Origin of the sequence: Bacillus sp. BD59S, assembly GCF_007363175.1 — a bacterium.
Classification (GTDB): Bacteria; Bacillota; Bacilli; order Bacillales; family Bacillaceae_G; genus Bacillus_A; species Bacillus_A pacificus.
The window spans coordinates 330,122-343,256 of the sequence record NZ_CP034686.1 but is presented as its reverse complement, the minus strand read 5'-3'; the positions used below and the strand labels follow the sequence as shown (position 1 = coordinate 343,256).

11 protein-coding genes, 1 pseudogene and 1 riboswitch are annotated in these 13,135 nt (G+C 35.1%); of the genes and pseudogenes, 6 read left to right on the top strand and 6 right to left on the bottom strand.

Going from position 1 to position 13,135, the window contains the following annotated elements; all coding sequences use genetic code 11:
- Positions 1-189: 189 nt before the first annotated feature.
- Positions 190-327, bottom strand: a pseudogene (locus tag EKQ63_RS30635) (HAMP domain-containing protein); the annotation flags it as partial.
- Between the two features lie 423 nt (positions 328-750).
- Between EKQ63_RS30635 and EKQ63_RS03760 the strand changes: the two are divergent.
- From EKQ63_RS03760 to EKQ63_RS03750, 3 genes are all read left to right on the top strand, one after another.
- Positions 751-1,473 carry an amino acid ABC transporter ATP-binding protein gene (locus EKQ63_RS03760; protein WP_087951998.1) on the top strand — a complete coding sequence of 241 codons (723 nt, stop codon included), beginning with the start codon at positions 751-753 and terminating at the stop codon, positions 1,471-1,473.
- A gap of 116 nt (positions 1,474-1,589) precedes the next feature.
- Positions 1,590-2,384: an ABC transporter substrate-binding protein gene (locus EKQ63_RS03755; RefSeq protein ID WP_087951997.1), complete on the top strand. Its 795-nt coding sequence runs from the start codon at positions 1,590-1,592 to the stop codon at positions 2,382-2,384.
- A gap of 91 nt (positions 2,385-2,475) precedes the next feature.
- A complete protein-coding gene (locus EKQ63_RS03750; RefSeq protein ID WP_087951996.1) occupies positions 2,476-3,168 on the top strand; it encodes an amino acid ABC transporter permease in 693 nt (230 codons plus the stop codon).
- A 52-nt stretch (positions 3,169-3,220) separates the two neighbouring features.
- Here EKQ63_RS03750 and EKQ63_RS03745 read toward each other — a convergent pair whose 3' ends face one another.
- Positions 3,221-4,306, bottom strand: coding sequence for a Delta(10) desaturase DesB (locus tag EKQ63_RS03745; RefSeq protein ID WP_097610076.1), 1,086 nt, complete (start codon positions 4,304-4,306; stop codon positions 3,221-3,223).
- Between the two features lie 580 nt (positions 4,307-4,886).
- On the opposite strand from EKQ63_RS03745, the gene EKQ63_RS03740 reads away from it, so the two are divergent.
- Positions 4,887-6,413 (top strand): FAD-dependent oxidoreductase, encoded by a 1,527-nt coding sequence (locus tag EKQ63_RS03740; protein ID WP_143880735.1) that lies wholly within the window; start codon positions 4,887-4,889, stop codon positions 6,411-6,413.
- Positions 6,414-6,708: 295 nt separating this feature from the next.
- Complete coding sequence (locus EKQ63_RS03735; protein WP_143880734.1) at positions 6,709-8,010, top strand: MFS transporter; 1,302 nt, start codon at positions 6,709-6,711, stop codon at positions 8,008-8,010.
- 13 nt (positions 8,011-8,023) lie between these two features.
- On the opposite strand, the gene EKQ63_RS03730 is transcribed toward EKQ63_RS03735, so the two are convergent.
- Complete coding sequence (locus EKQ63_RS03730) at positions 8,024-8,806, bottom strand: nucleotidyltransferase domain-containing protein (protein ID WP_087951993.1); 783 nt, start codon at positions 8,804-8,806, stop codon at positions 8,024-8,026.
- A 121-nt stretch (positions 8,807-8,927) separates the two neighbouring features.
- Positions 8,928-10,037, bottom strand: a complete 1,110-nt coding sequence (locus EKQ63_RS03725; RefSeq protein ID WP_143880733.1) for a PRK06851 family protein — start codon at positions 10,035-10,037, stop codon at positions 8,928-8,930.
- Between the two features lie 149 nt (positions 10,038-10,186).
- A riboswitch (SAM riboswitch) is annotated at positions 10,187-10,299 on the top strand.
- Positions 10,300-10,385: 86 nt separating this feature from the next.
- Between EKQ63_RS03725 and EKQ63_RS03720 the strand changes: the two genes are divergently transcribed.
- Positions 10,386-11,018 carry a cyclase family protein gene (locus EKQ63_RS03720; RefSeq protein WP_048553234.1) on the top strand — a complete coding sequence of 211 codons (633 nt, stop codon included), beginning with the start codon at positions 10,386-10,388 and terminating at the stop codon, positions 11,016-11,018.
- A gap of 28 nt (positions 11,019-11,046) precedes the next feature.
- Here the strand turns inward: EKQ63_RS03720 and EKQ63_RS03715 are convergent, their stop codons facing one another.
- On the bottom strand, positions 11,047-11,427 hold the full coding sequence (locus EKQ63_RS03715) for a hypothetical protein (RefSeq protein ID WP_087951991.1): 381 nt from the start codon (positions 11,425-11,427) through the stop codon (positions 11,047-11,049).
- A gap of 424 nt (positions 11,428-11,851) precedes the next feature.
- Positions 11,852-13,117 carry an S-adenosylmethionine decarboxylase related protein gene (locus EKQ63_RS03705; RefSeq protein ID WP_143880732.1) on the bottom strand — a complete coding sequence of 422 codons (1,266 nt, stop codon included), beginning with the start codon at positions 13,115-13,117 and terminating at the stop codon, positions 11,852-11,854.
- Between the last annotated feature and the right edge of the window lie 18 nt (positions 13,118-13,135).

The window sequence follows — 13,135 nt, the reverse complement described above, 5'->3', positions numbered from 1 at the left end:
AACAGCGGAAACAATCGCTTGAATTGATGCCGCTGATTGCTCAGCGCCAGAAGAAATCTCTGCAAGAGTTTCAGAAACACCTTGTGCTTGTTTCGTTGCTTCGCCTGTTTGTTTTCTAATTTGCTGTACTTGATTGTTTGTATACGAAAATGTTGTATCAATATTTTTTACCATGCCCCTTAAGTTTCCAAGCATCATATTAAATGCAACACTTAAAGATTTAATTTCATCATCAGTCTTCGGTAACGGAACATCTTCACGAATGTCTCCTTCAGCCGCTTTTCTTGCCGCCTCCTCTAACTTTCGAAGCGATTTAATTAAAAACATGGCTGCTCCATATGCTAAAATCCCAGACCATACTACCCCTAATAGCATAACGATAATATTATATGCAGTTTGACTTACATAACTTTGAAAATAATCATATATCACATAAATAAAAAATATACTTGTTGAATATGTAATTAAAGCTAAAACTGTAGTGAATAACATAAGTTGTGTACGCAAGCCAAAGGAAAATGCCTTCCTTTCTTTTTCCATCTCTTCTTTCCCCCTTTTTATAAGTAATATAAGTACTACCTATATATTATTATCCATATTTTCGTTATAGAAAGATATAGGGATTTTAAAAATCATTATTCTCTTGAATATCAAATCACCCGAAAAAAATAAAGGATTCTGACAATTTGTGACTAATAACAGAAATAAGGGGCAACATTTGTAAAATATATTTTTGACTGGGGGTTTTGTATGATTCAGGTTCGAAATCTAGTAAAATCATTTGGCTCACTTGATGTTTTAAAAGGAATTGATTTAGAAGTAAAAGAAAAAGAAGTTGTTGTTTTAATTGGTGCCAGTGGTTCCGGTAAAAGTACATTACTTCGCTGTCTTAACTTTTTAGAAATGTACGATGAAGGTGAAATTCACTTACAAGGTGAAAGAATTGATCCAAAGCATTCAAATTTAAACAAAGTCCGCGAAAATGTCGGTATGGTTTTTCAGCACTTTAACCTCTTTCCCCATATGACCTCACTAGAAAACATCATAGAAGCACCTATTCATGTAAAAAAATTAGAAGCAGCAAATGCAAAGGAAATCGGAAAACAACTATTGCAAAAAGTCGGCCTACAAGATAAAGCAGATGTGACGCCCCACCTTCTGTCAGGTGGTCAAAAACAGCGTATTGCCATTGCACGAGCTCTTGCTATGAATCCTAAAATTATGCTATTTGATGAACCTACCTCAGCCTTAGACCCTGAACTTGTTGGAGAGGTATTGCAAGTTATGAAAGAACTTGCTGAAGAAGGAATGACCATGGTTATTGTTACTCATGAAATGAATTTCGCAAGAGATGTAGCTGATCGTGTCATTTTTATGGATGATGGAAAAATTGTAGAGGAAGCTCCGCCAGCGCAATTCTTTTCAGCTCCATCACATGAACGAGCAAAACAATTTTTACGCAACGTTTTGTAACTTCTGTTTCAAACGAAAAGAAATACATTCATACGGTGCACAACTAATTGTCCAAATAAAATATCTTAGTAACATACTTAAAACCATCCGTATGATCAATATATAGGAGGGGTTTTATGAAAAGAAAACTATTAACCATTGTTGCGAGTATTACATTATGTACATCCTTCATACTAGGAGCCTGTAGTAAGGAAAGTGCTACTACTTCTTCAAATGGTGAAAAAGAATTTCGTTATGCGATGAGTGGCTTATATAAACCTTTTAACTATAAAGAAAATGATGGAAAGCTTGCCGGTTTTGATGTGGAAATTGGTGAGGCACTTGCGAAAAAAATGAATATGAAACCCACTCCTATTACAAATCCGTGGGAAACGCTAATTCAAGGTCTACAATCAAAAAAATATGATGTGATATTAGGAAGTATGGCCATTACAGAGGAACGCCTAAAAGCTGTTAATTTCTCAAATCCTTATTATCGTTCTGGTGCCCAAATTTTTGTAGCTAAAAAGAATACATCTATCTCTTCTCCAGAAGATTTGAAAGGTAAGAAAATTGGTGTTGTAAAAGCTAGTACCTTTAAAAACCTTGTTGCAAAACATACAGATCAAATTACAGAATATGATAGTGATATTACTGCACTTATGGACTTAGAGCCTGGGCGTGTTGACGCAGTAATCACTGATCAAATGGTCGGTTTACGCATGATCAAAGAAGGTAAATCAAATATAAAAGAAGCTGGAAAACCACTAAACCTTGATGAAATGGGAATTGCTATTCGTAAAGATGATAAAGAAATGGTCGAGAAAGTAAATAAAGCTTTAGATGAAATTATTAAAGATGGTACGTATGAAAAGATCAGTAAAAAATGGTTTGGGCGTAATATTCTTGGTGAAGAGGAAAAAACGAAGTAATTTAGCCCTTCAAAGTTTCCCTAAATCATGCCCCACTTTATGTGGGGCATTTCATTCTCTACTAAAATCTATACAATATGAGGTGAAACGCATGTTTGAAATTTTTATGTCTACCTATCCCACACTCTTAAAAGCTACTATTGTCACATTACAATTAACACTAACATCCCTATTACTCGGTTCACTAATTGGATTACTATTCGCTTTCTTTCGAATCTCTAACAATAAAGTTTTAAATAGTATTGCTCACGTATACATCGCCATTATTCGTGGTACACCTTTAATTGTTCAAATCGCCATTCTCTATTTTGGGATTACATCCGTTGTTGTTTTCACTCCTTTTTGGGCAGGAGCCATTGCTTTAGCAATCCACAACGGTGCATATATTACTGAAATTTTCCGAGGCTCTATCCAATCTGTCGATCGTGGACAAATGGAAGCAGCTCGCTCTCTAGGTATGCCATATCCTTTAGCGATGCGCCGTATTGTATTACCGCAAGCATTTCGTCAATCTATTCCTCCTTTAGGAAATCAGTTTATTATTGGATTAAAGGACTCTTCCCTCGTTGCTTACGTAGGATTGTCCGAATTATGGGGATCAGGTTTATCGATTGCTGCAGGTAACTTCCAACAATTAGATACATACATAATTGTTGGTTTATATTATCTTGTTCTTGTTCTCCTATTCACGTACCTTGTTAACCTTTTAGAAAAACGACTACAACGAAAAGAAACTAACTCTGTCCAAGTCCATACAAAGAATAAAAAGGAAGTTTCTTTATAAGAAAAAGCAAGCCTGAGATGGCTTGCTTTTTCACTGTAACATATATCAATTTTTACTGATTTACTTTTTTAATACTCTCTTCTTCGTCTATATGTTCCTCACGATATGAAATATTATGAGGATCTAGCCCATTTCCTAAAGAACCATAGAAATGCTCTCTATGCGGATCCACTAATTCACTTCCTTGATAATACACACGTGGTGTATTCCATAGCGCTGCCAAAGCTTTTGTCATCGGCATCTCATGATAGCGTTCCGGCCACATTTCTTTAATTTTCTCTTTTACTAACGGGTAGTATTTAGAGCTCATAGCAGGGAACAAATGATGTTCTGTATGATATGAGAAATTGAAATGTAAAACGTCTACCCAACGCGGCACTGTTACTGATAAACAGTTTGCTAACGGATCATTTACTGGAACAATTGGATTTAAGCGGTGATTTGTTGCGATATATGCCATTACAATAAAGTTAGCAATTAACAATGGAATCACATATGCAAATAACCATTTTCCAGGTCCCATAATAAACAATAAACTAATCCAAACAGTCCAAGGCAAAAGAAGTTGAAGCCATACAGATTTTTGATTGGATGACTTAAACTCTTTTATAAAATGAAAGAACATTCGAGTCGAATGCAATGTAAATTGAATTGTTAGTGACAGAAAACTAAAGAATGAACGTACATGAAGAGGCATGCGATATACCCAGCTCAAAAACTTACTCTTTTTAAGCTTCTCAAGTGTAGGCCATGCATCTGGATCATTCTCTTCATGTTGTGTATGAACGTGATGCGTTGCATTATGCCACTTTCGCCAAAGTTTAGGACCTGTTGATAATGGCATAAATGCAATCGCTCCTAAGAAATCACGAAGCCATGCCTTTCTTACAACAGTTCCATGTAAAATTTCATGCCCTAAAAACCCAAGTGAAGCAAAACATAATCCAAGAACGATCGCAATTCCTAGATTAGCCCACACATTCAATTCAAATACACCAATCGATATTAACCCCGCCAATGCCACAAGTAAATAAGCCAGTCCACCAAATAAACGAGTAGGAACTGGTTTAAATGCTTTTTTCGGCAAATGTGGTGATACACGTGCTGCATACCACCCAAACGTATGAAGCTCCTTCATCCTTTTGCCCCTTTCTTATGCCGCGCCTTGCGCAACTTACATTTATCAATTCTTGCTTCCAGATTGATTTCACTAGGTGATTAAAAAGCATCTATTATAAGGAAAATATACTCACTCTATCGTCACTTATTTTTCGCTTTTATTATCAATGAAAAACATTTCTCTTTTTACTCTCTATCAACCTTTCCACATGATGAATCATATCAATAGAATTTCCACATTGTCAATAACTTTTATGACCTAGTAATAAAAGTTGATTATATTTTTATAATTATACTTTATTTCACTAAAGAAAAAACATAGATTTTATAAGGTTTCATTCATTATGCATATACGTATTTTGCCATGCTATAGACTCTATCTTATTCAAGAACTCTCTGTGTAAACAACAAATATACTCATCTAAATCTAGCTTTACACAACTCCTACCTCTTCATACCGACAACACTTAATAATTATATTAAGATAATTTTATCTTTCTTTTAAATAAAAATAGCCTCCCTCTAAAACAACACACATGAATTTCATATCATATGGAAATATTAAAAGGAAAATTGTTCTAAATCAGGAGGTTTCCTTAATGACAAGCGATACGTTTCCACAATTCCCATCATCTTATTGGATTGAATCTACCCAAATCCCAACTTTTCCCCCTTTATCTGAAAATATAAAGACAAAGGTTGCTGTTATCGGTGCTGGTATTACAGGTATTACTACTGCCTATTTACTTGCACAAGAAGGCATCGATGTTGTGTTAATTGATTCTGGGCTTATTTTAAACGGGACGACTGGGCATACAACAGCAAAGATAACAGCGCAACATGATCTTATTTATGATGAATTAATCAATCATTTCGGTATGGAAAAGGCCGGGCTTTACTATGAATCAAATAATCATGCTCTACAATTTATTAATGAAACTGTGCAAACATATAAAATCGACTGTAATTTCTCAAATGAAGATTCATATTTATATACAACTACCGATAAGGGATTAAGAAGTTTATCGAAAGAATATGAAGCCTATCAAAAATTAAATATACCTTGTGACTATGTTCAATCTCTATCGATTCCAATTCCAGTACAATCTGCACTTGTCATGAAAAATCAAGCCCAGTTTCATCCCCTTCTTTATTTAAAAACACTTTTAGAAAAGTTTGTGGAGATGGGCGGCAAAGTTTATGAACAAACGACTGCTATTGATGTAGAAAAAGGTGATTATCCACAAGTCATTACAAAGGGCGGACATCGCATCACTTGTGAATATGTTGTCTCTTGTTCACACTTTCCTTTTTATGATGCGAATAGCTTTTTCTTTACGCGAATGTACGCAGAACGCTCTTATGCTCTTGCTATTAAAGCAAAAACAGATTATCCAGGTGGCATGTATTTAAGTATTGATGACCCAAAACGCTCCTTACGCTACACAACAAGCAATGGTGAAAAATTAATTTTAATTGGCGGAGAAAGTCATAAAACAGGACAAGGAATAAACACGATACTTCATTACGAAGCACTTTATTCTTTTGCAGAAGCAACGTTTGGAATAGATGAAGTTCCTTATAGATGGTCAGCACAAGATTTAATCACGCTAGATAAACTCCCTTATATTGGACATATTAACGAAAGGAGTCCAAATATATTTGTTGCAACTGGATATCGTAAATGGGGAATGACAACTGGAACTGCTGCCGCTCATTTACTAAAGGATTCCATTCTAAAAGTAGACAGTCCATATAAAGAACTGTATGCACCTTCACGCTTCCATGCAAATCCAGATATAAAAACGTTCCTCTCCCAAAACATTGATGTTGCCAAACATTTAATTGAAGGAAAGATTGAAACCGCATTACGTAAGCCAGAAGATCTCGAAGTTGGCGAAGGATCTGTCGTACATGTTAACGGGAAACGGGCAGGTGCTTATAAAGACAAAGAAGGAAAATTACATATTGTCGATACAACTTGTACACATCTCGGCTGCGAAGTTGAATGGAATAATGGTGATTGTACTTGGGACTGTCCTTGCCACGGTTCACGCTTTTCAATTGAGGGAGATGTTATTGAAGGTCCGGCAGATCAACCGTTAAAACGAGTTGATAATGAGTAAACAAATAAAGAAGTTCAACAGAATGACTGTTGAGCTTCTTTATTTGTTATAAAACCTTTTCAGATAAAGTGAAACTTTAATCAGTGGGGGTTTTCTTCATCCCCCACTGATTATCAGCCCTCACCAATCGGGCTTTAATGGGCAGCCCGACCCCCACCTAACTTCTTTGCTTTCGCTGAATTTTGAGGTGGGGGTCTTACTGCCCATTAAAGCGGGATAAATTTCGACACAGGGAGGAAAATATTAACATAAAATAAAATAATATATTCATCTACAAATAAAAGAGGTGAATACTATGCAACCTTCAGCTCCACCTCATCTAGAATCTACAGAAACTATCTTTTCAAGCTCTATTACAAAACTTGTTGTTTTTATTTGCTGGTTAGCCATTCTAGCTGATGGATATGATTTAGGTATTTATGGTGCCGTTCTGCCAAAGCTCCTAGAAGATAAGAGCTGGGCACTTTCACCAGCACATGCTGGTACAATTGCCAGTTATGCTTTATTCGGGATGTTTATTGGCGCTATTCTAGTTGGAACCATTACAGATCTAATTGGACGGAAATGGACCCTTATATGCTGTTTAGCACTTTTTTCTATCACAATGGGCCTAGCCGCACTTGCTCCTTCTCCCGAATTATTTGGTTTATCTCGGTTTATCGGAGGAATCGGATTAGGTGGTGTTATTCCAACAGCTTCAGCACTTACTGTTGAATATTCACCAAAAAAGCGACAATCTTTTATTTATGCTCTTATGTTTACTGGCTATCCTTTAGGGATCATGTTAGGCGCTATTTTATCTATGTTTATGTTAGAAGGTTTCGGATGGAGAGCTATGTTTGGCATCGGAATGATTCCACTACTCCTTATTCCTTTCATTATTCGTTATTTACCTGAATCCATTCAATTTTTATTATCACGTAATCGCCAAAAAGAAGTTGACCAAATCCTTAATCGTTTTCAAATTGAATTCTATGTGAAAGATGAAACTCATCAACCCTCATCTAATATGCGAAAGAGAAATGGATTTCTTACTTTATTCTCAAAAGAATACAGAAAAGCAACACTGCTTTTTTGGATTACTTATATAATGGGTATGTTTTTAATATACGGTTTAAATACTTGGTTACCTCAGATGATGCGACAGGCAGGATACCCTCTTGGATCTAGTTTATCATTTCTACTTATGCTAAATATTACTGCCGCTATCGGTGCATTATTTGCTGGAGCAATCGCCGATCGTATAGGAGCTAAAATTGTTATTAGCATCTCCTATCTTATGGCAGCTATATGTATTGGACTATTAACAATTAAACCATCTGTTACAATCATCTATCTTTTAATTGGTCTTGCTGGAATTGGATCAGTTGGAATTACTCAAATATTAAATGCATATGTAACACAATACTTCCCATCACATATCCGAGCTACTTCCTTAGGCTGGGGACTTGGACTTGGCCGAGTTGGTGCAATTGCTGGTCCTATTCTTGTCGGTATTATTATGACAATGCAATATGACTTAGTATGGAATTTTTATTTATTCTCATTCGCAGCTCTTCTCGCGGCTATATCTGTTTTCTTTATTCCTACAAAATAAAAAGAGCACAAACTTAGTTGTGCTCTTTTTCGTAGACCGCAAACAACATATCTCGAAACAATGTATTTAAACTCTCAATATCGATCCCTGATCCCTTTTCAATTCCTTTTACGTATTGCTGATAGTAATGAATTTGTTCTTCTAAAAATTGATTCAACACCTCAATTTTCAATCCAACATCTAATTCAGTACCTGCCTTTTTCTTTATTAACAACTGTTCAATTTCATCTAATACGCTACGCTCTATTGATAATTCTGTAATTAATCGATCGAATTCTACAGGAGGCAAAGTTGTTTTCTCCTCTAGCCACTTACAAGCCAAAATAGGACGCAATACATAAAAGTACTTTTTCAATTTTACATTCTCACCTTGCAAAAATTCACGATAATTTTTTGAAGCCATATGTAAGTAATGGTATATCGTTGCTTTTGGATCAAAATTCTTTTCACTCATTTGCTGAAGCTGTTCTGGAAAATTAGAGTTTTTTGAATAAAAAATGGGTGATCGAATCCATTCGAGTAAAGCTGGGTTTGACCTTGCAAATAGTTGTAACGCTTTTTTAATATCCCATCCGCTTATATCTAAATCATCACTAATCGGATACTCAATTACATCTCGTTTATCATGAATTGATAAATACCATTCTACCGGGTGCATATAAACGAATCTAACATCATAATCACTATCTTTCGAAGGAAATCCCCATGCACGACTCCCTGACTCCACAGCGAATAAAATTTTCACATCATTTTCTTTCTCAATTCGTTCTAACTCCAACTTAATTTTCTCTCTCATTTCATACCCTCTCCATTTTTTGATTATTTCCTTGGAAATTCGACAAATATATTACTAAGTTTACTACATACTAAAATAGCTGTCAGAAAATTTCCGACAGCCTGTCAAAATTCGTTATTTTTTACTTGTTCTTTTCAGTTACACTAACCGCAATTCGTTCAAACTCTTTTTGAATCTCCTCTTTGTATGCATCTACTTTTGAAAAATCCATAGTAGCAATATAAATTCGTTCTAATTTATCACGAACTGATTTCGCTTTCGCTAAAAAAGACATCGCCTCATTCATTTTTGCTTTATATTGAATAGAGACGTCACGAATTTCCTCCGCATACATCTCATCCGTCCCTGGTGTTACAATAAGGGCATACATATCTATAATTTCATCACCTTCTCGGCTCGGAAAATATTCATGTGGTGCGGTGCTATCGAAAATCGCAAACCCTAATTCTCTTACGATAACCATATCAAGACTATTTGGATCAAATCCACAATGATATACTTCAACTTCAAACCCTTTTTCTTCTGCTTCCTTAGCTAATTTTTTGAGCATTGTTGATTTCCCAGAACCTGGGCGTCCTTTTATAAAATAACGATGTGGTAATCCTTCTGTTAAATTAGGAACAAAATCAACTGCTCCCTTCGGTGTAGCTGCTCCTAAAAAGCGATGTTTCACAAGCGATTGTTTCCCAACTTTATCTGTAAATAATTTCTGAATGAGCTGATCGGTTAGTTCATTCGCTTTATTAAAATCAATATTACTAATATATATTTTCTCCCACTCATCATGTATAACTAATGCCTCGTTAAAACGAGCGTAAGCAGCTTGAAAAGCTTTGCTTGCTTCTGAAACAAATCGTTCAATTTCCACTTTCTGCTTTCTTAATTTATCTGAATCCCAAGCAATTCCTAAATTAATATACTCCTCGACAACTCCTGGCATTTTTGGCTCAATAACATGCGGCGGTGTTCCATCAACAATTCCTACTTTTAACTTCGGGATGATGACACCATCAACCGATTTATTATCAGAAGAACAATGTAAAAATTCAATATCATATCCCTTTTCAGCCCATTCACGACCTATTGCCTTAATTAAAGAAGATTTTCCCGTTCCAGGTCCACCCTTTAAAATAAATAATCTGTTTAGTCCTTTTAAATTCTCTTCATATAAATTATGAAATCCTCTAGCTGTATTTCCACCAGCATAATAATTCAATACATTCCCTGTCACTGCACTCACTCCTTCGCAGCATTCTATTTACATAAGCTACAATATGCGAGCAACTTTATTTGGGTGAATACCTATTTTGTGTTGCACATAAAAAGGAAATGAATTACAATTTTATTATAGTGAAAATTCTGAACTTTAAATTGAATATACCTTTATCAAGAGAGGCAGAGGGACCGGCCCTTTGAAGCCCAGCAACCTCAGTTTATACAAACTGAATAGGTGCTAATTCCTGCAAAATGCATTGCATTTTGAAAGATAAAACGTAACTATTGTGTGCAAAACTCATCTTTCTTGATTATGAAAGGTGAGTTTTTTATATTTCAAAATATATACTTGGAGGTATTTAAAGTGAAAGTAATTGACCTATCCCAAACATTTGAAAACAATATGTCTCAATTTCCTGGAACACCAAAAATCAATTTAGAAGCCATTACAAGTGTTGAAGAGACAGGCTATCAAGTTACAGATTTTCATTCTGTCGTTCATGTTGGTACACATTGTGATGCTCCTGCTCATTTCATTTCAGGCGCAACGACTATTGATCAATTGCCCCTAGATCAATTTGTAGGTGAAGCTGTTCTTATCGACGTAACTCATGTACAAGAACGAAAACTACCTAAAGAAGTATTACACAATGCTGACATAAAAGAAGGTGATATTGTCATTTTCCATTCCAACCTATCTAATAAATGGAATACAGAAGCGTATGAACAAGAAGCCTTTTATCTTTCCGAAGAATTAGCTGAAGAATTAGTCCAATTAAAAGTAAAATCTGTCGGTTTAGATTTCATCTCTCCTGATGAGGTAACGACAGAAACATCACCAATTCATCACATACTACTTGGGAATAATATTTATTTAATCGAAAACTTAACAAACTTAGATGCCATTCACGCGAAACGTTTCTTTTTCTCAGCAGCACCTTTAAAAATTAAAAATAGCGATGGCGCTTTCGCAAGAGCATTCGCTGTAATTTTTTAAACAAACTATACAAAAAAAGCAAAGATCATCATTGACCTTTGCTTCTATTTTTTTTATTTAAACTAAGAAAGAATTGCTCAACACGAGGACGTAACCAAGCTAAATAATCTTTCTCTTTCTTCTTTGTACAAGCTATTTCTTCCCCATCGACCATTTCGACAAGCTCTAGCTCTAACAGTTGCCTCGTAAATGCTAACATATTTATTTCTTCAGCCGGATACTCTTCTTTTAATTTCTCCTCAATTTCCCCCAATAAAAAACCGTCACGCATCATTGCCAATGCATCAATCCAAAGTGGCGGCATTTCATATTTTTCTCCTGTAATTGTATCTTTTACAATATAATTCTTTTGCTCTTTTCGAAATTGAATTGTGTGTAAGCATACAGTCGAATTTAATGTTAATTCCATCATACCACCTCTTTCATAATATCTGCATAGAAAAAAGGATGCGCGTGCACCCCTTCTTTTTCTAACACTACCGAACCGTTACATGAATAACAAATCTCATGTCGATATTTTCCTCCATTATAAACGAAGTGTTTTATAAAAAAAACCCTTCTCGAAACATTTTATAAAATGTTTATATTTACGCAACAAGAACACTTTTCTGAAAAATATTTTCTTCTAGCACATTATGCTGTCGGTAAAGAAAATTCCATTTTCGTTCCTATTCCCACGCTACTTTGAATCGCAATACTTCCTTGATACTCCCCATGATCAATACAAAAACTCTACATATTATCTCATTAAATGATAAGGAAATTACTTTCAGGACAATATGTAACCTTATAACGCGAAAAGGAAGGAGATTTCCCTTCCTTTTCATCACAATTTATATCCACCTTACTCGATCATGCAACAATCCATCCGTAAAGTCATTTCCACCAACTACAAAATCCTTCATATATAAATTCAAATATTCTCCGTACTTACTTTCTGTATTTAATAATAATTCCTCTACATAATAGGCACCTTGTTTAAAGTTATCGAACAGTAAACTACACAAGCCAGCATAAATTCCACATCCTACTTGGAAATATGTCGCATTCGTTTTATATTTATGAAAAACTTGACTGCTATTCATCACGTTATACATATAGGTCTCGCTATTTTCATAAACGAGTAATACACCGACTAGATCCTCGCCCGCAATCTCTTCTTCGGCTGGATTAAATACTTTGCGATTCCAGTTCCATAGATCTTCTACCTTATCTAAATTCTGTCTAATTATATTTGTTGTATACTCGTTAATTCGGTAAAGAAACCCTACTTCCATGTTAAAGTTTTTCCCTAAAATTAAAACTTCCTCATGTGGCATTAAACAACCATAAAACTCTTTCTCTCCCAACTTTACTTTATACTCTGAAGCATATACATCTTCATAAAAGTAAAGAGGACGATGATGACTCATATACATCGGATAACTCCATATCGCTTCATCTAGAAATCGCTCTACTGCCCATGAAGCATACAGTGTATGAGGCTTTATAAGTGCTGTATCATGTAAAAATGACGTATCATGTTCTACTATATAGCATGCTCTTGGCTTTTCATTCGGGCGTTCCTTCATAAGTTCAACAGCCATCCATTGAACGACACCTGGATTCATACCTGATCCTATAATTGCTTTTGTATTTGTAAATTTCTCTTTTTCCTTCTCAAATTTCGTATATCTTTCCGTAAGCTGAAAGCCGATTAAACTATCGTCCTGATCTACTGCCTCATTTTCCAAAGCTGAATTAATATAACAAATTCCAAGTTCATTACAACAGCTTAATACTCTGATCGTATCTGCCCCTGAAACATCAATAACAATGCTCGTACTACTTTCTTTTAAATGCTTTTTAAATGTCACTACATCTTGGAGGTCTATTTCGGATAAAAACAATTGATCTTTCAAATTTGGAAACAACTCGTCATAATACGTCCTATCTTTTTGTTTTATATCAGCCAAATAAAATGTAACATTCTTTATGACTTCATAAATCGGGTCTTTTTCATTTACTATCGCTTGATTTAAAATCGCTAAAACTGCTTTTGCTGCTCCACCAGCACTACCAAGTAATGTAATCGATAACGAATTTGAAAACTGCTCCACCAACAAAACCCCTTTAAT